The sequence below is a fragment of the Brevibacterium salitolerans genome, assembly GCF_039531405.1.
GTDB classification, from domain to species: domain Bacteria; phylum Actinomycetota; class Actinomycetes; order Actinomycetales; family Brevibacteriaceae; genus Brevibacterium; species Brevibacterium salitolerans.
Genome location: NZ_BAAAPZ010000008.1, coordinates 77,007 through 96,935 on the forward strand (window position 1 = coordinate 77,007; position 19,929 = coordinate 96,935).

The 19,929-nt window shown below is 71.2% G+C and carries 18 protein-coding genes; 14 read left to right on the forward strand and 4 right to left on the reverse strand.

What is annotated here, in order from left to right:
• Positions 1 to 25 precede the first annotated feature (25 nt).
• The 4 genes from ABD240_RS10290 to ABD240_RS10305 all read left to right on the forward strand — a co-directional run bounded on the left by ABD240_RS10290 (position 26) and on the right by ABD240_RS10305 (position 3,841).
• Entirely contained in the window at positions 26 to 2,299 is a 2,274-nt protein-coding gene (locus ABD240_RS10290; protein ID WP_291795609.1) for a transglycosylase domain-containing protein, read from the forward strand.
• A gap of 107 nt (positions 2,300 to 2,406) precedes the next feature.
• Positions 2,407 to 2,568: a Sp36 family protein gene (gene sp36 / locus ABD240_RS10295; protein WP_291795606.1), complete on the forward strand. Its 162-nt coding sequence runs from the start codon at positions 2,407 to 2,409 to the stop codon at positions 2,566 to 2,568.
• An 11-nt stretch (positions 2,569 to 2,579) separates the two neighbouring features.
• Positions 2,580 to 3,050, forward strand: a complete 471-nt coding sequence (locus ABD240_RS10300; protein ID WP_291795603.1) for a RidA family protein — start codon at positions 2,580 to 2,582, stop codon at positions 3,048 to 3,050.
• 2 nt (positions 3,051 to 3,052) lie between these two features.
• Complete coding sequence (locus ABD240_RS10305) at positions 3,053 to 3,841, forward strand: MBL fold metallo-hydrolase (protein WP_291795600.1); 789 nt, start codon at positions 3,053 to 3,055, stop codon at positions 3,839 to 3,841.
• 89 nt (positions 3,842 to 3,930) lie between these two features.
• Here ABD240_RS10305 and ABD240_RS10310 read toward each other — a convergent pair whose 3' ends face one another.
• Entirely contained in the window at positions 3,931 to 4,608 is a 678-nt protein-coding gene (locus ABD240_RS10310; RefSeq protein WP_291795598.1) for a Crp/Fnr family transcriptional regulator, read from the reverse strand.
• 150 nt (positions 4,609 to 4,758) lie between these two features.
• Between ABD240_RS10310 and nth the strand changes: the two genes are divergently transcribed.
• Both nth and ABD240_RS10320 read left to right on the forward strand, forming a co-directional pair.
• Entirely contained in the window at positions 4,759 to 5,502 is a 744-nt protein-coding gene (nth, locus tag ABD240_RS10315) for an endonuclease III (RefSeq protein ID WP_291795595.1), read from the forward strand.
• Positions 5,499 to 6,203: an NUDIX hydrolase gene (locus ABD240_RS10320; protein ID WP_291795592.1), complete on the forward strand. Its 705-nt coding sequence runs from the start codon at positions 5,499 to 5,501 to the stop codon at positions 6,201 to 6,203. The genes nth and ABD240_RS10320 overlap by 4 nt, the downstream gene beginning before the upstream one ends.
• A gap of 81 nt (positions 6,204 to 6,284) precedes the next feature.
• Here the strand turns inward: ABD240_RS10320 and ABD240_RS10325 are convergent, their stop codons facing one another.
• The 3 genes from ABD240_RS10325 to acs all read right to left on the reverse strand — a co-directional run bounded on the left by ABD240_RS10325 (position 6,285) and on the right by acs (position 11,309).
• Positions 6,285 to 8,405 (reverse strand): PhoX family protein, encoded by a 2,121-nt coding sequence (locus ABD240_RS10325; RefSeq protein WP_344337083.1) that lies wholly within the window; start codon positions 8,403 to 8,405, stop codon positions 6,285 to 6,287.
• A 340-nt stretch (positions 8,406 to 8,745) separates the two neighbouring features.
• Positions 8,746 to 9,153, reverse strand: coding sequence for a phage holin family protein (locus ABD240_RS10330; RefSeq protein ID WP_344337084.1), 408 nt, complete (start codon positions 9,151 to 9,153; stop codon positions 8,746 to 8,748).
• A 185-nt stretch (positions 9,154 to 9,338) separates the two neighbouring features.
• Complete coding sequence (gene acs / locus ABD240_RS10335; RefSeq protein WP_291791886.1) at positions 9,339 to 11,309, reverse strand: acetate--CoA ligase; 1,971 nt, start codon at positions 11,307 to 11,309, stop codon at positions 9,339 to 9,341.
• 235 nt (positions 11,310 to 11,544) lie between these two features.
• On the opposite strand from acs, the gene ABD240_RS10340 reads away from it, so the two are divergent.
• The 8 genes from ABD240_RS10340 to ABD240_RS10375 all read left to right on the forward strand — a co-directional run bounded on the left by ABD240_RS10340 (position 11,545) and on the right by ABD240_RS10375 (position 19,895).
• Entirely contained in the window at positions 11,545 to 14,157 is a 2,613-nt protein-coding gene (locus ABD240_RS10340) for a hypothetical protein (protein ID WP_344337085.1), read from the forward strand.
• Positions 14,158 to 14,380: 223 nt separating this feature from the next.
• On the forward strand, positions 14,381 to 15,610 hold the full coding sequence (ssd, locus tag ABD240_RS10345) for a septum site-determining protein Ssd (RefSeq protein ID WP_344337086.1): 1,230 nt from the start codon (positions 14,381 to 14,383) through the stop codon (positions 15,608 to 15,610).
• On the forward strand, positions 15,607 to 17,046 hold the full coding sequence (locus ABD240_RS10350; RefSeq protein WP_344337087.1) for a TadA family conjugal transfer-associated ATPase: 1,440 nt from the start codon (positions 15,607 to 15,609) through the stop codon (positions 17,044 to 17,046). Before ssd ends, ABD240_RS10350 begins: the two co-directional genes overlap by 4 nt.
• Positions 17,043 to 17,873, forward strand: a complete 831-nt coding sequence (locus tag ABD240_RS10355) for a type II secretion system F family protein (RefSeq protein WP_344337088.1) — start codon at positions 17,043 to 17,045, stop codon at positions 17,871 to 17,873. Before ABD240_RS10350 ends, ABD240_RS10355 begins: the two co-directional genes overlap by 4 nt.
• Positions 17,874 to 18,109: 236 nt before the next feature.
• Entirely contained in the window at positions 18,110 to 18,625 is a 516-nt protein-coding gene (locus ABD240_RS10360) for a type II secretion system F family protein (RefSeq protein ID WP_344337089.1), read from the forward strand.
• A gap of 204 nt (positions 18,626 to 18,829) precedes the next feature.
• Complete coding sequence (locus ABD240_RS10365; protein WP_291797581.1) at positions 18,830 to 19,102, forward strand: DUF4244 domain-containing protein; 273 nt, start codon at positions 18,830 to 18,832, stop codon at positions 19,100 to 19,102.
• A gap of 1 nt (position 19,103) precedes the next feature.
• Positions 19,104 to 19,481: a TadE family type IV pilus minor pilin gene (locus ABD240_RS10370; RefSeq protein WP_291797578.1), complete on the forward strand. Its 378-nt coding sequence runs from the start codon at positions 19,104 to 19,106 to the stop codon at positions 19,479 to 19,481.
• A 24-nt stretch (positions 19,482 to 19,505) separates the two neighbouring features.
• Positions 19,506 to 19,895 carry an Rv3654c family TadE-like protein gene (locus ABD240_RS10375; protein WP_344337090.1) on the forward strand — a complete coding sequence of 130 codons (390 nt, stop codon included), beginning with the start codon at positions 19,506 to 19,508 and terminating at the stop codon, positions 19,893 to 19,895.
• Positions 19,896 to 19,929 lie beyond the last annotated feature (34 nt).

Below are 19,929 nucleotides of genomic sequence, written 5' to 3' on the forward strand. Positions count from 1 at the left end.
TGCGGCCTTGGGTACAATTCTCGGCATGGTGTCCTCTGCCCAGAAGAAGTCCACGAAACTCAGTGCGTTCGTGCAGTTCATCGCTGTCAGCTGCATTGCGGGAATCGTCAGCGCCGGCCTCGCCATCCCCTCCGTGGGCATGGCCGCCGCCGGTGCGGACACTGCCGTGGACGTATTCAACTCGCTCCCGGCGGAGCTCGAGGAGCGTCCGCTCGCGGAGAGCTCGCGGATGCTCGCCGCCGACGGCTCACTCATCGCGGAGTTCTACTGGCAGAACCGCAAGGAGGTGCCCTTCGACGAGATCTCGCAGGAGATGAAGGACGCCACCGTGGCGGTGGAGGACTACCGGTTCTACGAGCATTCCGGCGTGGACATCCAGGGCATCGCCCGTGCCGCGGTGCACAACATGCTCTCGCCCTCCAAGCAGGGCGGTTCCACGCTCACGCAGCAGTACGTGAAGAACGTGCTGGCGGAGAACGCCCACGCGGAAGAGGACGCGGAGGGCGTGGAGGCGGCCAAGGAGTCCGAGGGCGCCTCCGGCTACGCACGCAAGCTGCGCGAGGCCAAGCTCGCCGTCGCGGTGGAGAACAAGTACAGCAAGGACGAGATCCTCCACCGCTACATGAACATCAACAACTACTCGGGCTCACCGGCCGTGTTCGGCGTGGAGGCGGCTGCGCAGCGGTACTGGGGTGTGAAGGCGAAGGACCTCGACATCGCGCAGTCCGCGACGCTCGCGGGCATCGTGCAGAATCCCGTGGCGAACAACCCGCAGCGGTTCCCGGAGAAGGCGCTGGAGCGTCGCAACACGGTCCTCTTCCTCATGCACAAGCACGAGTTCATCACGGACGAGGAGTACGCGGAGGCCAAGGACACGGACCTGGACCTCGATATCCACGAGACTCCCAACGGCTGTGCGACGGCCGGGAACAAGGCGTACTTCTGCGACTACGTCACGAACGTCATCAAGAACGACGAGGCCTTCGGCGAGGACGCCGCTGAGCGGCTGCAGTTCCTCAACCGCGGCGGGCTCACCATCAAGACGACGCTGGACCCCAAGATCCAGAACGAGGCGGACAAGGTCCTCAAGGACCGGATCCCCGCTGACGACGCCTCCCACGCCGGCCACGCCGCCTCCACCGTGGAGCCGGGGACCGGGCGCATCATCGCCATGGCGCAGAACCGGAACTACACCGTCACGGAGACGGACTCCAAGGCGGACACCCAGATCAACTACAACGTGGACCGCAAGCACAACGGGACCAACGGCTTCCAGGTGGGCTCCACGTGGAAACCCTTCGTCCTCACCGAATGGCTCAAGGAGGGCAAGGGACTCGGCACCACCGTGAACGCCTCACGGCGGAACTTCCCGGCGGGATCCTGGCGCTATGACGGCTGCCCCAACATGGGCGGCGACTGGAATCCGCGCAATGCCGGTGACAGCAACGCCAGCTCCTCGATGTCCGCGCTGCAGGCGACCAAGACCTCGACGAACACCGCCTACGCCGCGATGGGCAACCAGCTCAACATGTGCGGGATCATGAACACCGCCAAGTCGCTGGGCCTCAAGTACGGCAGCGGCGACCCCCTCGAGACCCCGGATGAGAAGGGCTACATTCCCACCCTGGGGCCGGCTTCGATCCTCGGTGTCACCCAGGTCACTCCGCTGGACATGGCATCCGCGTTCGCGACCTTCGCCGCGGACGGCACGTACTGCAAGCCGGTCGCCATCGATTCGATCACCACCAATGAGGGCGAGGACGTCGAGGTGCCCAAGGACGAGTGCGAGGAGGTGCTCGCGAAGGAAGTCGCACAGGGCGTGTCCTATGCGATGAGTCAGACCTTCAACGGCGGCACCACCAGCGGCCTCGGCATCGGAGTGCCGGCGGCGGCGAAGACGGGTACCACCAACTTCGAGGTCGGTTCGACCACGTTCGCCGGGTTCACCCGCACCCTCTCCACCTTCGTGTGGACCGGCGATCCCGACCGCAACCGCGACTGGCGTACCGAGGGCGCGGGCTCCGTGCGCGGTTCCATCTTCGGTGCCACCATCTCCGGCAAGTCGTGGCAGAAGATCATGAGCCAGGCGGTCAAGCACACGGAGGGCAACAGCGGCTTCCCCCGTCCGGGCGGCAGCGCGAACGGCAGCCAGGGCAGCCATCAGCCGCCGAGCTCCGAGCGGTCCGGCGGCGGAGGCGGCAACGGCGGCGGTGGCGGTGGCAACGGCGGCGGCTCCGACAACGGCGGCGGTGGCGGAGGCGGCAACGGCGGCGGCCAGCCCGGCCTCGGCGGCAACTGACCAGAGCCGTCCACTGACTCGCATACACAATGCGGTCGCACCTGTGTGGGTGCGGCCGCATTGCGTATTCTGAACGGACACAGGCAGCAGACGAAAGGATCAGCCCCATGACCAAATGGGAGTACGTGACCGTTCCCCTCCTCATCCACGCCACCAAGCAGATCCTCGATCAGTGGGGCCAGGAGGGTTACGAACTGGTCCAGGTGGTGCCCGGTCCGGAGGGCAGCTCCAACCCCGTCGCCTACATGAAGCGCCCGATCCAGGGCTGAGGAGGTCAGACATGAGCCGCATCGAAGACGCACTCGTCGCACAGGGCTTCGAGCTCCCGCCCGTCGCCGCACCCGCCGGTTCCTACGTCCCCGCACTGCGTGTGGGCGATCAGGTGTTCACCTCGGGCCAGCTGCCGTTCGTCGACGGCGCACTTCCGCTCACGGGCGCCGTGGGCGGCCCCGTCTCCCAGGCGCAGGCCGCGGACCTGGCCGGCACCGCGGCGCTCAACGCCCTCGCCGCGGTCAAGGATCTCATCGGCGACCTCGACCTCATCGAGCGGATCGTCAAGGTCACGGGCTTCGTCAACTCCACCCCGGACTTCACCGGGCAGCCCGGTGTGCTCAACGGAGCCTCGGAGCTGCTGGGGGCCGTGTTCGGGGAGGCCGGGCGCCATGTCCGGTCCGCGGTGGGCGTGGCCGCGCTCCCGCTGGGCTCGCCCGTGGAGCTCGAGCTCACGGTGCGGCTGCGGACCGGAGCCTGAGCATGTCACCGGCAGGGCTGGCTGAGGACGGCATCGAGCTGGTGCGTGCGGACAACCCCTCGCCCATGACGCTCGAGGGGACCAACAGCTACGTGCTCCGGGCCCAGGACGGCGATTCCGCCCTCCTCCTGGACCCGGGGCCGGAGCTGGCCGCGCACAAGGACGCCCTCCTGCACGCCGTGGGTAGAGCGGAGCTCCGGGGCATCGTCCTCACCCACAGGCACGCGGATCACTCTGAGATGCTGGGCAGCGCGGGGGAATGGGCACCCGGTGTGCCGGTCTACGCAGTGGATCCGGCCTTCGCCTCCGGGGCGTCGCCGGTCGCGGACGGGCAGCTGATCGAGTTCGGCACCGCCGCCGGGGACGTCGTGGAGGTCGTGACCACCCCCGGGCACACGGATGACTCGATCTCGCTCATCCACGGCGCACGCCTGTTCTCCGGGGACACGATCCTGGGGCGGGGGACCACCATGGTCTCGTTCCCCGACGGGTCGCTGGGCGACTACCTGGCGAGCCTGGAGCGGCTGGCCGCACGCGCGGACGGCGGAGGTCTCACCTCCATCGCTCCGGCGCACGGAGAACAGCGTGCGGACGTGACGGAGCTGATCGAGGAGTACCTGCGCCATCGGCACGAGCGGATCGCCCAGGTGCGGGAGGTGCTGGCCTCCGGAGCCGCGAGCGCGGAGGAGGTGCGGGACATCGTGTACGCGGACGTGCCCGCGGGTGTGAAGCCGGCGGCCCTGCAGATCGTCCGCGCGCAGCTGGCCTACATCGACTCGCTCAAGGCGTGATCTTCGACCCCAGAACGCAAGTTACGTCTGCGTAGCGGCCATGTTGGGCGGCCGCTACGCAGACGTAACTTGTGGGGAGGCGCAGCGCGTCAGGAAGCGCGGTGGCGCAGGCGGTCCACGTCGAGGAGGACGACCGCACGGGCCTCCAGGCGCAGCCAGCCGCGCTGGGCGAAGTCCGCCAGGGCCTTGTTGACCGTCTCGCGGGAAGCGCCCACCAGCTGGGCCAGCTCCTCCTGCGTGAGGTCGTGAGCCACGTGCACGCCGTCCGGCGCGGGCTGACCGAAGCGGTCGGCCAGATCCAGGAGGGCCTTGGCCACACGGCCGGGCACGTCCTGGAACACGAGGTCGCCCACCGTGTCGTTGGTCTTGCGCAGGCGCAGGGCCAGGGCGCGGAGGAGGTTCATCGCCGCCTGGGGCCGCCCTTCGAGCCACGTCATGAGGTCCTCGTGGCGGAGGCTCAGCAGCTCGGTCTGCGAGATGGCGGTGACGGTGGAGGAGCGCGGACCGGGAGCGAAGAGCGTGAGCTCGCCGATGATCTCCGTGGGGCCGGCGACGGAGAGCAGGTTCTCGCGTCCGTCCGAGGACTCACGGCCGATCTTCACCTTGCCGGTCGCGATGATGTAGAGCTCGTCGCCGGCGTCGCCCTCGCGGAACAGGACCGTTCCACGGCGCAGGCTGCGCGGCTTCATGAACTTCAGCAGAGCGCTGGTCGACTCGTCGTCGAGCCCGGCGAAGAGGGGGGCTTTTCGCACGACTTCGATATCCACGGGGGAATCCTCCTGATAAGCAGATGCTGTCTGTCGTCAAATCTACCCGTTGGGCGCGCCATCTGCCCAGACTTGCGTGCGCGCGCTGCATCCGGGTGTGCCTCCGCGTCCGCCTGAGAGGGCAAGAGAGGCACCTTATAGACTGCCGAGGTGCTGTCAGTCGCAGAGAAGAGTGCGCGCCGGTTCCGGCAGGAGACCCCGCTGGGCCTCACGCGCAGAGCCAGGAAGATCGACCGGATCCTCGCGGAGACCTATCCGGACGCGCACGCGGAGCTGGACTTCGAGAACGCCTTCGAGCTCCTCATCGCCACCGTCCTGTCCGCCCAGACCACGGACATCCGGGTGAACTCCGTGACCCCGGCGCTGTTCCGTGCCTACCCGGACGCCTTCGCGCTGGCGGAGGCCGCACCGGGGGACGTGGAGGAGATCATCCGTCCCACCGGGTTCTACCGCGCCAAGGCCGCCAACATCATCAGGCTCGCGCAGCAGCTGGTCGAACGGTGGGACGGCGAGGTTCCGGGCGATCTCGCGGCTCTGGTGAAGCTGCCGGGTGTGGGGCGGAAGACCGCCAACGTGGTGCTGGGCAACGCCTTCGACGTCCCCGGCCTCACCGTCGACACGCACTTCGCGCGGCTGACGCGCAGGTTCGGCTGGACGCAGTCGGAGGACCCGCTGCGGATCGAGGAGGACGTGGCCGCGCTCTTCCCCGCCAAGCAGTGGACGATGCTCTCACACCGGGTCATCTGGCACGGCAGGCGCATCTGCCATGCCCGCAGGCCCGCATGCGGCGCCTGTCCCATCGCCGCGCTCTGCCCTTCGTTCGGCACCGGTGAGCTGGATCCGGACAAGGCGCGGAAGCTCCTGCGGTTCGAGCTCGCGGAGGAGGCGAAGTGACCGCGGGGGAGCGGCAGAGTGACCCGGTGCGCGCGCAGCTGGAGGCGCTGCTCACGGCGATGACACCGGAACAGTGGCTGCGCCGCAGCCAGGCCCCTGCGGGCATGCAGGTGCGTGCGGCCTCGGTCCTCATGCTCTTCGGCAGGGGTGCCGCGCCGCGCACCGAGGCGGGGGCGGGCGAGCTGGAACGACTGCGGCAGCTCGGTGTGGAGGACGTGGACGTGCTGCTGCTCCAGCGCGCCGCGACGCTGCGCCAGCACGCCGGCCAGCCCGCCTTCCCGGGCGGCGGCGCGGATCCGGAGGACGCCTCGGCGGTCCACACCGCTCTGCGCGAGGCGGAGGAGGAGACCGGACTGGACCCGTCCGGCGTCGACGTGATCGGCACGCTCGACCCGCTCTACGTGCCCGCGAGCCGGTTCGAGGTCACGCCGGTCCTGGGGTGGTGGAGCTCGCCCACTCCCGTGGACGTCGTCGACCGGGGAGAGTCCTCGCTGGTGGAGCGGCTGGCCATCGCGGATCTCGTCGCTCCCGCCAACCGCGGGGTCTTCGCTCCGCCGGACCGGCCCTGGTCCACACCCGTCTTCGACGTGGGCGTCATGCGTCCCTGGGGCTTCACCGCCGGCCTGCTCGACTGGGCGCTGAGCGCACTCGGCTGGGACCGCGAATGGGACCGCGGTCGCCAGCTCCACGTCGACTTCTGAGCTTGCCGACAGCAGCACGAAAGCTCGGGCCGGCCACGCAACAGCGCGCGGCCCGAGCTTTCGTGACAGGGGGAGAGGCGCTCAGGCGGTCGCGAGGCCTTTCCGCAGGCTGTCCCCGGCCTCGGCGTCGCCCACGAGAGCGCGCTGGCGGGCATCCTGCTCGCTGGGCTCGGCCCGGAGCACCTGCACGACGGCCGGACGCGGCAGGGTGAAGCTCCCGTCGCCGTCCGCGTCCACGTAGTCCGGGAAGGCCGAGCGCTGCGCCGTGTACTCCCCGTCCTCGCCGGGGTGCTGCACCGAGACGAACACGCTGCCGTCCTGGTCGTGGATCACCGGCCCGCAGGTCTCCGCGTCCACCGGCACGGAGAGGAACTGCTCCACCTTGCCGCGCTCCTCGCCCTCGAGGGTGACCTTGAACAGGCCGTCGTTGTAGCCGATGGACGAGGGCGCACCGTCGGTGGAGATCCACAGCGTGCCCGCCGAGTCGAAGGCGACGTTGTCCGGGCAGGAGATGGGCGAGACCTGGTCCGCGGGGAAGCCGCTGAAGTACGCGGAGTCGTTCTTCGCCGGATCGCCGCACACCAGCAGCAGCGACCAGTTGAAGGCGGTGCCGGTCTGGCCGTCGGCCTCGGTGAGCTCCACGACGTGCCCGTCCCGGTTCTCCGTGCGCGGATTGGCCTCGTCCGGACCGGCTCCGCCGCCCACACCGCGCTCGTCGTTGTTGGTGCAGGCCACGTACACCTTGCCGGTGGTGAGGCTGGGCTCCACGTCCTCGCAGCGGTCCATCTTGGTGGCACCGGCGGCGTCCGCGGCCAGCCGGGTGTTGACGAGAACCTCCTCGACGGAGAACCCGGACACCTGCGATTTCCCCTCCTGCACGAGGGGCAGCCACGTGCCCGTGCCGTCGAAGCCGCCGTCCTCCGGGAGGGCGCCGGAGCCGTCGATCTCGTCGTCCGAGGTGCCCGCGAACTGCGCGACGTAGAGGTCCCCCTCCGTCAGCAGCTGCTTGTTCGCCTCGCGGTCGCCCTCCTGGTACGTGCCCTTGGAGACGAACTTGTAGAGGTAGTCGAACTTCTCGTCGTCGCCCATGTAGGCGACCACGTGGCCGTCGTCGGCGACGATGACATTGGCGCCCTCGTGCTTGAAACGGCCCATCGCCGTGTGCTTGACCGGAGTGGACTCCGGGTCCCAGGGGTCCACCTCGACGATCCAGCCGAACCGGTTGGCCTCGTTCTCGTAGCCTTCGTTGCGGGTGTCGAAGCGCTCGAGGTCCTGCTCCCAGCCGGTCTCGGTGGGCTCCGAGAGCATGCCGTAGCGCTTCTCCGCCTCCGAGGCGGCAGCGGAGACGAAATAGGTGTTGAAGTTCTCCTCGCCGGAGAGCAGGGTGCCCCACGGGGTGAGTCCGCCGGAGCAGTTGCCGAGCGTGCCCTGGGCCCTGTCCCCCTCGGGGTAGTCCTTGGTCTGCAGGAGGGAGGAGCCGGCGGCCGGGCCGGTGAACTCGTACTCGGTCTCGATGAGGAAGCGGCGGTTGTGCTCGCCGTCGACGTTCACCTGCCACGGCTGCTCGGGGCCTGAGCGCGTGAGGTCCACGACGGAGAGGCCCTGCGCCTGCCTGGCGACTGCGCGCGCGACGGCCTGGTCCATGTCCGGCGGGAACATGATCCCGGGGTTGACGTACTCGTGGTTGGCGAACAGCACCGCCGCGTTGCCGTCGGAGTCCGGATCGATCTGGATGGCGGAGTAGTCGTTGTTGTAGCCGAACTGCCGGGCCTGCGCCTCCGGGGTCTGCGCGGCCGGGTCGAAGGCGGGGGAGTCGGGGAAGAGACCGTCGCCCCAGCGCAGGATCGGCACCCAGGTGAAGCCCGCGGGGACGACGAAGGCGTCGACCGCGGCGTCCACGGGCGCGATGGGTTCGAAGTCGAGCTTCATGCCGTTCTGGCCGAAGGTGCCGGGGTCGCCCACGGCCGTGGTCTGCTCGGCCGGGGTGCAGGCCGCCACCGCGACGGCGAGGGCACCCGCTCCGGAGAGGCCGAGCATCGCCCGGCGGGACATCGCCTTCGAGGCGATGTCGCGGAAGTACCCGTTGTCGCTGGTGTTGCACACGCCCCGGGCGCAGGCGTTTCCGCATTTGAGAGCACAGGTGACGGGGCTGCGCTTGCCCTTCGTGCGGTGGAACATGGGGAGGAGCTCGAAGCGGGGCATGACGTCCTTTCCGACGGCTGCGTGCTGATGGCGACGCCGACACCGTTTCAGGGACGGGGGACGGAGACGCGACCGGCGGGTGAACAGCGGGGAACGCGGAGGGGACGGGAGGTGGGCCCGCACGGAGCGGAGGGGTGCGACTGCGACTGCGACCACGACTGAGACCACGGCTGCGGGCTCGGGGTGCGGGAAGCCGGGGGCAGTCGGGAAGGAACGGCTGGAGATCGCGGCCTCGGGAGCGGGCTGCGGAGACAAATCGGGCCGCGAGAGCTCACGCGGCCGCGGCTGGACATGCGGCGGGGTGAGCTCTCGCGGCCCGGGACGGCGGCCGCCGTAGAGGTCAGTAGCGGGGGCCGCCCGGATTGGACAGCGCGCGCTTGAGCGCGGCGATCGCGGACTTGCCGCTGGCGATCGCCTGGCCGGGCACGGGGTTGCCCTTCTTGAACAGCGGGATGGCCACGGCCACCAGGATGAGCGCGATCACCGCGAGGATCGCGAACACCACGAGGAAGCTCAGCCACCAGGCCCAGCCCAGGCCCTCGTGGAACGCCGCCGCGACGGTGAACATCACCATGAACGAGGAGAGGAAGAGGAGGAACAGCGCGCCGATGGCGAGACCGGCGCCGATGCCGAGGTTCTTGGCGCCTTCCGCGGCCTCGGACTTGGCCAGCGCGGTCTCCTCCTGCGCGAGCGCACGCGAATCCGCACCGATGTCCTCGATCAGCTTGGAAATGGACCTCTCAGCCATGGAAGGCTCCTTCGTGCCGGATGACGTTTGCAACTGCGTCCAACCATACTGCCTGCTCGGCGCGGTCGCACCGCACTTCGGGTGTGTCAGCAGGCGGCGGGGGGGGCGGGGGNNCCCCCGCCCGCTCCGCGTCCGGGCCGTTCGATCTGCCCCTCCCGGCGCCTCGTTTGCCGGGGAACCGTGCCTCAGTCGTCGGAGGAGGTGGACTCCACCTGCTGCGAGATGACGTCCATGACGGAGGAGTCGGCCAGGGTGGAGGCGTCGCCCACCGTCCGGTTCTCCGCCACGTCCTTGAGGAGGCGCCGCATGATCTTGCCGGAGCGGGTCTTGGGCAGCTCGTCCACGACGTGCACGCGCTTGGGCTTGGCGATGGGACCGATGTCCGCGCCCACGTGCGCCCGCAGCTCCTCCGAGATGCCCTCCCGCGCCTCGACCCCCTGGCGGAGGATGACGAAGGCGATGACGGCCTGGCCGGAGGTCTCGTCCGCGGCGCCCACCACCGCGGCCTCGGCCACGGCATCGTGGGCCACCAGCGAGGACTCGATCTCCGCGGTGGAGAGGCGGTGACCGGAGACGTTCATGACGTCGTCGACCCTGCCGAGGAACCAGATGTCGCCGTCCTCGTCGTACCGCGCGCCGTCACCGGCGAAGTACGTGTTCTCGAAGCGCGACCAGTAGGTGTCCTTGAAGCGCTGCGGATCGCCGTACACGCCGCGCAGCATGGCGGGCCAGGGCTCCGTGATGACGAGCAGACCGGGATCCGTGCCCGCGATGTCCGCGCCCTCGTCGTCCACCACCTTGACCTCGACGCCCGGGATGGCCCGCTGTGAGGAGCCCGGCTTGGTGGCGACCACTCCGGGCATGGGTGCGATCATGTGCGCACCGGTCTCCGTCTGCCACCAGGTGTCCACTATGGGGCAGCGGCCTCCGCCGATCACCCGGTGGTACCAGAGCCATGCCTCGGGGTTGATGGGCTCTCCCACGCTGCCCAGCAGACGCAGCGAGGACAGGTCGTACTGCGCGGGGATGTCCTCGCCCCACTTCATGCAGGTGCGGATGGCGGTGGGAGCGCAGTAGAGAGTGGTGACCCCGTACTTCTCGATGACGCTCCACCAGCGGCCCTTGTCCGGCGTGTCCGGGGTGCCCTCGTACATCACCTGGGTGGCACCCGCGGAGAGCGGGCCGTAGACCACATAGGAGTGACCCGTCACCCAGCCCACGTCCGCCGTGCACCAGAAGACGTCCGTCTCCGGCTTGAGGTCGAAGCTCGCGAACATCGAGTAGGTGGCCTGGGTGAGGTAGCCGCCCGAGGTGTGGAGGATGCCCTTGGGCTTCCCCGTGGTGCCCGAGGTGTAGAGGATGAAGAGGGGGTTCTCTGCCTCGAAGGCCTCGGCCTCGTGCTCGGCGGGCGCCGCTGCGAGGAGCTCGCTCCACTTCTTGTCGCGGCCCTCCGTCCAGTCCACCTCCTGTCCCGTGCGCTCGACGACGACGACGTGCTCCACCGGAGTGTCGCCGCCGGCCACGGCCTCGTCAACGGCGGGCTTGAGGCTCGAGGGCTTGCCGCGCCGGAACCCTCCGTCCGCGGTGATGACGACCCGGGCCTCGGCGTCCATGATCCTGGACTTCAGCGCATCCGAGGAGAACCCGCCGAAGACCACGGAGTGCGCTGCTCCCAGCCGGGCGCAGGCGAGCATGGAGATGGCCGCCTCCGGGATCATGGGGAGGTAGATGGCGACGCGGTCGCCCTTGCGCACGCCGAGGCTCGCGAGCATGTTCGCGGCCTTCTTCACCTCGTCCGTGAGCTGGGCGTAGGTGAATGTGCGGGTGTCGCCGGGCTCGCCCTCGAAGTGGAGCGCCACGCGCTCGCCGTTGCCCGCCGCCACGTGACGGTCCAGGCAGTTGTGCGCGACGTTGAGCCGTCCGTCCGCGAACCACCGGGCGAAGGGCGGGTTCGTCCAGTCGAGCGTCTGGGTGAAGGGGGTGTCCCAGTCCAGGAGCGTGCGCGCCTTCTCCGCCCAGAACCCCAGCCGGTCCTCACGCGCGCGCTCGTACTCCTCCGCCTGCACATTCGCGGCGGCGGCGAAGTCCGCGGGCGGCGGGAAGGTGCTCTGCTCGTGGTCGTGCTCGACTGCGTTGCGTCCAGCCGTATCAGTCATGAATTCCTCCGGCTTCTTCGATGGAGTGGCCGCGCAGCGGGTGCGCGGGAACTGTTCCGTCTGCGCGAGAAACATTACCTGACGAGGTGATGCGCCCCACAGCTCCTGAGACTTGCGTAAGAACTGTTCGCCCGGCGATGCATCCGGCCGCGGTGCGGATGCAATGATGGGATGAACACAAGGGCAAATACCGTGCCGATCACCTGCGAAAGTCGCAGGGGAATAAGGAGTACCGATGAGCATGCCCAACCAGCCCCAGTACGGCTCGGGCTCTCAGCAGTGGGGGCAGGAGGGCACCGGGAGGCCGGACCTCGGTCAGGACGGCGCACAGCAGCAGGGCTATGGTTCGCAGTCCCAGGGATACGGCGCGCAGCCGGAGGGTTACGGCGCGCAGCCGGACCCCTACGCGCAGCAGCCCCACTCCGCGCAGGAGTTCGGAGGCCAGGCGTACGGGCAGGCCCCTCAGGCCTACGGTTCGCAGCCGGCCTACGGCGTGCAGTCGCCGGCACAGGAGTACGGCTCGCAGCCGCAGGGCTACGGTGCGGCCCCGCAGGGCTTCGGCGCGGATCCCCAGGGCTACGGCCAGCAGGGCTACGGTGCTCCGCAGGCCTACGGCCAGCAGGGTGGCGCGTCCTACGATCCGCAGGGCTACGGCCAGGACGCTCAGGCGCAGGCCGCGCAGCAGCCGTACGGCCAGGAGGCCTACGGCCAGCAGGGCTATGACCCGCAGGCGTACGCCGCGCAGCAGCCGGGATACGGCCAGCAGGCCTACGCCGCGCCTGCCAGGGCCAAGGCCCCCGGAGCGATCGCAGGTCCGCTGAGCCTGCGCGATCTGGCGCTGTTCGCCGCGGCGCTGTTCGCCATCATCGCGGTGTCCACGCCGTTCCACAGGTTCGGCGACGAGTACTTCGGCGTGACTCCCATGTGGATCTGGCACTGGGGCTTCCTCTCGGTGGGCCTCCTGGTCCTCGGCGTGCTGCCGCTGCTCGCCGCGGCGGTCCTCGCGCTCCTGCAGAAGGTGGTGACCGGATTCCCGGCGCGGATCGGCTCGCTCAGCGTCGACCAGGTCATCTCCGTCCTCGCCTCCGTCTCCTTCGCCGTGAACCTCGTGCATCTCGTGACGATGGCGACCTCGTTCCACATCGGCGCGTTCTTCGTGTTCTTCGGTTCGCTCATCGCCTTCTTCTTCGGCGTCTTCACGTTCCTCCCCTTCCTCTCCGCGGAGTTCGACGCCAGGCCCGAGGCCGTGGCCCACGCCAAGGCCCGCCCGGCCGCCGGTGCCTCGACGGGCGTGGGCGCGGCTGCGGGTGCGACGGCTGCCGGTGCAGCCATCGGCGCGGGTGCAGCCGCTGCGGGCGCGCAGGCCCACGGCTCGCAGGGACAGGCCTACGGCTCGCAGCCGCAACAGTACGGTTCCCAGCCCCAGGCCTACGGCGCAGTTCCCCAGACGGACGGCGAGCAGCATTCCGGTGCGGACGCCCAGTTCCAGCAGTACGGTTCCCAGCCCCAGGCCTACGGCTCGCAGCCTCAGGCCTCGTTCGGTGAGCAGGGCCAGTACGGCTCGGCCCCTCAGGCGTTCGGCTCCCAGGGGCAGACCCACGGAGAGCAGTTCGGCCAGGAGGCACCGCAGTACGGTTCGCAGCCGCAGGCCTACGGCGTCGCGCCGGAGCAGGCGGTCGCGCCGGAGCAGGCGCAGGGAGAGACGCAGTCCAGCACGGCGGACGGTCAGGCCTACCTGGGCGACGGGTCCGCCGAGGCTCCCTCCTATTCCCAGGCGGAGCCCACGCAGGCCTTCGCCGCCGGTGCGTTCGGCGAGCCCGCGCCCGCTCCGGGGTCCGCTCCGCAGCAGTCGTGGCCGGACAGCTCCGGTCAGCCGGAGGGCTCCGGCCAGTACGGTGCGGGTGCATCGGACACGGGCGCCGAGGCGTCCGGACAGGATGCGTTCGCCGCCCGGGCCGAGGACCCGGAGGTCGCGAACCCGGCCACCGCCACCGGTGAGGTTCCGCTCGTGGAGCAGGAGAGCACGTCTCCGGAAGCTGGCACGGCAGATCCCGCCGCGGACACCTCGGCAGCGGCCTCCGGTGCGGTCGACCCCTCCGCCGGCACCGGGCAGCCCCAGGCCGAGGCTGCGGACGGCGCCGCTCCGGCGGACTCCGGGCAGCACTCGGGCTCCGCGCCGAACCCGTTCGCCGCGTTCGCGGCCGCACCGTTCGAGTCCTCGACGGAGACCCCGGAGAGGGGCTCGCAGGGCGCTGAGGAGCACCAGGGAACCGCGGATCCGCACGCGGATGCCGCATTCCGTGGGGCAGACGCCGCCGCGGCAGCGGGCCCCTCCGCAGCCGCCGATCCCTCGGCAGGCGAGGACGCGACCAGCTCGGCGGGAACCCGGCTGCGCGGTGCGGAGCCGGCCGGGGACTCCCCGGACGAACCCACACAGTGGTTCAGCGCGGCGGACAGCGGCGCCGGCGCTCACACAGCCGAGCAGGCAGCGGTGACGCCGGAGGAGACCGGCGCCGGTGAGGCACAGGCGGCACCCGCATACGAGTCCGGTGAGCCCACCCAGGCGTTCAGCCCGCTGCACGCGCAGGCGGAGAACGGCGCTGCACAGGCAGAGGCTGCCCCGGCGCAGCAGGAGCCGGTTGCCCAGGCGCCTGTGAACCAGATGTTCTGGTTCGCGGTCCCGGAGCCGCGTCCGGCCGTGGACGCGGTCACGGGGCAGGAGCTCTTCACCGTCACACCGGGCGAGTGGTTCCTGGCGCTCGAGGACCACGGCACCTTCTTCAAGGTCCGTGACTCCCGCGGTGCGGAGGGCTACCTCAACAACGTGGAGAACATCACGCGCGGCTGAGACCCCGGTCGTGCGCCGCTCCGCCCCGGATGCTCCTCGGAGCTCCGGGGCGGAGCCGTGTCCGCGGGGTGCAGGGCGTCCCAGGCCGTCCTGACTCCGGGTCACAATTCACCGCGGTGGAGGCGGGCACTCTGCGTCACACCGGTACCGGCCTTGCCTGCGGCCGTCCACAGGTGCATGGGAGGCCATTCACCTCCGTCAGCGGGGGCCGCAGGGTGAGGACATGTCTCGCATCGCACTCATCTCGCAGCTGCCCAGTCTCATGGAGCAGTGCTCCGCCCTCGCGGACGGTGCCGGCGTCCCGCTCGACGTGACCGCGCCCTCCGGCGGGGGCTGGCAGGACGCGGTCCTCGTCCTGGTGGGGGAGGACGTGGTCGAGGCGCCCGCCGGCATCGCCGCGCCCATCGTCCTGATCGGACATTCGGCGGCGGAGGTGTGGAGGAGCGCGGCCCGGATGGGCGCCGAGCACGTCGCACTCCTGCCGGATGCGGCCGAGTGGCTGACCCAGCGCATGATCTCCGCGGTGGAACCGCCCGCGGCTCCGGCCACCACCGTGGGAGTGGTGCCCGGTGCGGGAGGGGCGGGGGCCTCCGTGCTGGCGGCGGCGCTGGCCGTGCGCGCACAGCAGGACGGTCTGCGCACGGTGCTTGTGGACGCCGACCCGCTCGGCGGCGGCATCGATCTCCTGCTCGGTGCTGAGACGGCCGACGGTCTGCGCTGGCCGGAACTCACGGAGTCGAAGGGGCGTCTGCGGCCGTCCGCCCTCGTGCACGCGCTCCCCCAGGTCGAGGGTCTCGCACTCCTCTCCTGGGACCGCACGGTGGCCGAGGAGCAGCCGCCGGAGGTCTTCGACACCGTGCTCGCCGCCGTGCAGACGGCCTTCGACCTCGTGGTGGTCGACCTGCCGCGGCACGCGCCTCTCAGCAGTGTGCGGATCTGCCACCATCTGCTCCTCCTCGCTCCCGCGCGGGTGCGCGCGGCAGTGGCGGCGGCCCGCGTGGCCGCCCGGCTGCGCGGCGTGCATCCGGGAGTGGGTCTGGTGGTGCGCAGCCCGGAGCGTGGCGGGATCAGCGCGGAGGACATCGCCGGGGCGATCGGCGTGCGGCTGCTGGCCCAGCTCCGGGACGACCGGGGTCTCGCCGGGCGTGCCGATCGCGGAGAGGGTCTGCTGGGCTCGCGGCGGTCGTCGCTGAGCGCCGCGGCGGGAGCACTCCTGGGGGAGTGGTTCACGGACGGGGCACCCGTGGGGCGGGCCGGTGGGGGAACCGGCGGCGGAGAGAAGCACCCGGCTGTTCCCGGGGGAGTCGGTGGCGCGGGAGACGGTCCTGGTGGATCCGGGACGGGGGAGGAGGCGTTCGCGCATCGTCGCGGCCCGCGTCTGCGCGGCAGGCGCACGCCCGGCCCGGATCTTCCGGGCCCACGCCCGAGAGCTGCGGCCGGGAGGCGAGGATGAGCGCGGGAGGGCATGCCGCCTCGGCGGCGGGGAGCGGATGGCTGGACCCGAGCCTGGTGGCGCAGGTGCGTGACGACCTCCTCGACCACCCGGGTCCGCTCACGGAGGCCGCCGTGGCCCAGGCCGTGCGGCGCACGGGGCGCGTGCTGGGGTCCGCGGCGATGCTGGAGCTGGTGGGCAGGCTCACCGCGCAGCTCTCCGGAGCGGGACCGCTGCAGCCGCTCCTCGACAGGCCGGGCGTCACCGATGTCTTCGTCAACGGCCCGCAGGAGGTGTGGGCGGACGCCGGCGGCGGGATGGAGCCGGTGGCGATGAGCCTGGGCGCGGAATCGGACGTGCGGGCGCTGGCGGTGAGGCTCTCGGCGCTGGGAGGGCGCAGGCTCGACGATTCCTCACCCCTCGTCGACGTGCGCCTGCCGGACGGCATCCGGCTCAACGCCGTCATCCCGCCGCTGTCCGGGGAGACCACCGTCATGAGCTTCCGCGTGCCCCGCGCGCGGGGCTTCACACTCGAGGAGCTGCAGGCGGACGGGTTCGTGCCGCCGGCGCTGGTCTCGCTGCTGGAGGAGACCCTGGCGCGGCGCTCGAACTTCCTCATCTCAGGTGGTACCGGATCCGGAAAGACCGCGCTCCTCGGCGCAATGCTCTCCGGTGCGGATCCCGGCCAGCGGATCATCGCGGTGGAGGACTCCCGCGAACTCGTGATCGCCCATCCCCATGTGGTGCAGCTCGCCTCCCGCCAGGCCAATGTGGAGGGCAGCGGCGAGGTGCCCATGAGCATGCTGGTGCGCAACGCCCTGCGGATGCGACCGGACCGGCTGGTGGTGGGAGAGGTGCGCGGTGCGGAGGTGCGGGACATGCTCACGGCGCTGAACACGGGCCACGAGGGCGGATGCGGGACGGTCCACGCCAACACGTGCGCCGCCGTGCCCGCACGGCTGGAGGCGCTGGGAGCGCTCGCCGGGATGAGTGCGGCGGCCGTGCACGCACAGGCCGCCTCGGCGCTCGACCTCCTCGTGCACCTGCGCCGGAGCGGTGGGGGAGCGGGCGCTGCGGTGGGCGGGGAAGCGCACACCGGGAGGAGCGGCGGAGACGTCGCCGTCGCCCGGGCGGAGGGGCGGAGGGATGCCGCAGGCAGCGTCGGCTCCGGTGCGGGGCCGCGCGCTGGCGCTGTGCGGGAGCGGGATTGTGTGTGGGACGCAGGCCGTGAGCGGGGTCAGGACCCGGCGCAGGACGTGGATCGCAGCCGGGGGCAGGACCGCGCCCGGAGGCAGGACCGTGCCCGAGGCCCGGGCCGGGAGATCGCCGAGGTCGCCGTTCCGGTTGTCGTCGAGGGGACGGTGCGCACACAACGGGTCTGGGACCGTGAGCAGGGGTTCTGCGCGGAGGGTGTGACCCTGCTCCAGCGGGTGTTCGCAGAGAGGGAGCGGTCGTGATACTCCTGCTCATCGCCGCACTGCTGGGCTGCGCAGGCGTTCTGCTGTTCGCGAGGGACACGGCGGCCGCCCGTCTGCGGCGTGTGCTTCCGCGGGGTCGTCCCGGCGGCGGCCACGGACCGGGCACGGCGCTCGGGACCGTCGGAGCGGAATCCGGTCCCGGCCCTGCCGCGGACGGACGCGTGCCGCGGACCGGCGGTGAGCGGGACGCGGACGAGGGGGACGCAGGCGTGGGGGACACAGGCGAGGCGGCGGACGCGGCCCTGCCCGCGCACCTCACGGGGCCGGAGGATCCCGTCCGTGCCATCACCGTGATCGATCGCGCGGCGGAGCTGCTGCGTGTGGGGCTGCCTCCGGCGGATGCCCTGTCGCAGCTGGCGGAGCTCAGCGATCCGGAGATCGCCCGCGTGCTGGCCCGCGCGGCACGCTCCCTGCGGCTGGGGGACGATCCCCGCACGGCGCTCGGCCGTCATGCCCGCACGCTGCCGGGTCCCGTCGCCGAGGTCCTCACCGGGATGGGCGCGGTCTGGTACGTCGCCGAGGCCGCAGGTGCCCCCGCGGCGGACATGCTGGAGCGATTCGCCGTGAGCAGGAGGGAGGTCGCGGATGCGGAGCGCGAGCGCGCGGTCGCGCTCGCCGGCCCGAGGGCGACCGTCACGGTCCTCACCTGGCTGCCGGCGGCGGGCCTGGGGCTGGCGCTGCTGATCGGAGCGGACCCGCTCACGCTGCTCGCCTCCGGCCCGGGGCTGGTCTCCCTGGTGAGCGGAGCGGTCCTCCTTGCGGCCGGACGGCTGTGGATGACTCGTCTGCTGCGGAGAGCGCAATGAGTGCCGGGGTGCTGCTGGTCCTCGCGGCGGCGCTGACGGCGGCGGGGGCATGGCTGCTGAGCGCTTCACCGGAGCGCTCCCGCCTGCGGCGTCTCACGGGGAGGGCCGTGGCCGGTAGAGGGGCGTGCCCGCGGGCCGGGGGAATCGCGCGCCTGATGCCTGAGGCCGGGGGGATGGGACGTCCGGGGGCTGAGGCCGAGGGAAGGGTACGTCCGTGGCCCGAGGCCGGCGGACGGATGCGGGGATCTGGCAGCGCGGACCAGCGCGGCGGGTCTGCGCAGTGGGACGGTGCTGACGGGCCGTCCGCAGATGCTGCCGGCAGTCTGGACGCGCTCGCCTTCGATCTCGACCTCGTGGCCATCTGTCTGCTCGCCGGTCTGCCCGCGGACAGGGCTCTGGAGCACGCGGCCCAGGCCTCGGCGGACCGATCCGGGCTGGCACTGGTGGCGCGTGCTCTGCGCCTGGGCACGGATGCGGTGCGCGGTCTGCGGCCGGAGCTGCAGGTCGTCGAGACGCTCATCCGCTTCTCCGGACGCACCGGCGTGGCGCTCGCTCCGCTGCTGAGCGCGCATGCGGCGGAGCTGCGAGCCAGCGAGCACCGGCGCCGGCAGATCGCCGCGGCGCGGCTGGGCGTCGTCCTGGTCCTCCCGCTGGGAGTCTGCGTGCTGCCCGCGTTCATCCTGCTGGGTGTGGTGCCGGTGCTGCTCACGCTGGTGGGCGATCTGCTGCCGGCGCTCGGCGGCGGACGCTGAGGGGTTCCCGCAGGAGGTCACAGTGCGTGCTCTGCCGGCACTGACTCCGCGTCGGTCGTCCTGTGGACGATCGGATCTCCATCCACAGATTCCGTGAGGGGGTTCCCCCGGTCTCTTCCGCCGTGAAGTGTCTGGGGCACGGCGCTTCCCGGCGTCGCGAGGAAGGGCACGGTCGAGCGATCCGTGCGCCGGAGAGGAGAGGTGATGGAGACCGAGGACAGAGACATGACCGCGGGGGTCCCGGAAGCCGCGACGGGAGCGGCGGCCGAGCCGGAGGCCGGCCGGAACGTGACGGAGCCGGGCAGCATCCGGGAATGCCTCGCGGACGACACAGGCGCAACCACGGCTGAATATGCGATCACCACGCTTGCAGCCTGTGGGTTCGCCGCCCTGCTGGTGGTCGTTCTCAAGAGCGACCCGCTTAAGGAGATGATCACGGGCGTCATCACGGGTGCGCTGGGACTGGGCGGAGCCTGAGATGCACGGTGACGGCACCCGCGAGGAGGGCGCGCGCACCGTGCGGGGTCGCGACGAGGGCGCGGCCGCGGCGGAGTTCGCGATGGTCATGCCGGCGCTGGTGCTGGTGATCGGCCTCGTCGTGGGGGCCGGAGCCGTGGGAGCGGTCCAGCTGCGTGCGCACGATGCGGCGCGGGGCGCGGCGCGTGAAGCCGCACGCGGGGAGCAGTCCGCGCAGATCGTCGAGGAGGCGGAGAAGCGCGCGGGCGCGGGCGCGCGGGTCCGCGTTGCGCAGGAGGGAGGCTATGCGGAGGTCACCGTTGAGGTGCCCCTGCCTCGGGCGCTCGCCCCGTGGCTCGAATCTGTGAGCGCGCAGGCCACCGCCCGGCGTGAGGGCTGACCGGCACGGGGAGAGGACGCTGAGGTGAACGGGTGTGGACAGCGAGCCGAGCTGCGCAGGGACGAGGGATCGAGCACGGTGATCGGCCTGGGGACGGCCTCGCTCGCGGTGGTCTTAGCGCTGGTGGTGGGAGCGGTGGGGATGGGCCTGCGCGCGAAGTCCCAGGCGGACGCCGCTGCAGATCTCGCCGCACTCGCGGCGGTGCAGGCACTGACGGCGGGTGAGGGCGAGCCGTGTGAAGTCGCGGAAGAGGTGGCGGAGCGGAACGGAGGTTCAGTCACGGAGTGCATCGTCCGCGCGGATCTGCAGCGGTCCGCCCTGGAAGTGGAGGTGCCCATTGAGCTGCGGATCCCGGGGCTGGAGCGCAAGCCGGTGATGAAGGGGGAAGCCGTGGCGGGCATCGCAGGTCCCTGACCGCTGAGGACGGGCGCGCCGCACTCTCCCAGGC

Excerpts from the sequence above, each read along its gene's own strand:
- ABD240_RS10290 (WP_291795609.1), top strand. The coding sequence starts at position 26 with ATGGTGTCCTCTGCCCAGAAGAAGTCCACGAAACTCAGTGCGTTCGTG.
- sp36 (WP_291795606.1), top strand. The coding sequence starts at position 2,407 with ATGACCAAATGGGAGTACGTGACCGTTCCCCTCCTCATCCACGCCACC.
- ABD240_RS10300 (WP_291795603.1), top strand. The coding sequence starts at position 2,580 with ATGAGCCGCATCGAAGACGCACTCGTCGCACAGGGCTTCGAGCTCCCG.
- ABD240_RS10305 (WP_291795600.1), top strand. The coding sequence starts at position 3,053 with ATGTCACCGGCAGGGCTGGCTGAGGACGGCATCGAGCTGGTGCGTGCG.
- ABD240_RS10325 (WP_344337083.1), bottom strand. The coding sequence starts at position 8,405 with ATGCCCCGCTTCGAGCTCCTCCCCATGTTCCACCGCACGAAGGGCAAG.
- ABD240_RS10330 (WP_344337084.1), bottom strand. The coding sequence starts at position 9,153 with ATGGCTGAGAGGTCCATTTCCAAGCTGATCGAGGACATCGGTGCGGAT.
- acs (WP_291791886.1), bottom strand. The coding sequence starts at position 11,309 with ATGACTGATACGGCTGGACGCAACGCAGTCGAGCACGACCACGAGCAG.
- ABD240_RS10340 (WP_344337085.1), top strand. The coding sequence starts at position 11,545 with ATGAGCATGCCCAACCAGCCCCAGTACGGCTCGGGCTCTCAGCAGTGG.
- ssd (WP_344337086.1), top strand. The coding sequence starts at position 14,381 with ATGTCTCGCATCGCACTCATCTCGCAGCTGCCCAGTCTCATGGAGCAG.
- ABD240_RS10350 (WP_344337087.1), top strand. The coding sequence starts at position 15,607 with ATGAGCGCGGGAGGGCATGCCGCCTCGGCGGCGGGGAGCGGATGGCTG.
- ABD240_RS10360 (WP_344337089.1), top strand. The coding sequence starts at position 18,110 with ATGCGGGGATCTGGCAGCGCGGACCAGCGCGGCGGGTCTGCGCAGTGG.
- ABD240_RS10365 (WP_291797581.1), top strand. The coding sequence starts at position 18,830 with ATGGAGACCGAGGACAGAGACATGACCGCGGGGGTCCCGGAAGCCGCG.
- ABD240_RS10370 (WP_291797578.1), top strand. The coding sequence starts at position 19,104 with ATGCACGGTGACGGCACCCGCGAGGAGGGCGCGCGCACCGTGCGGGGT.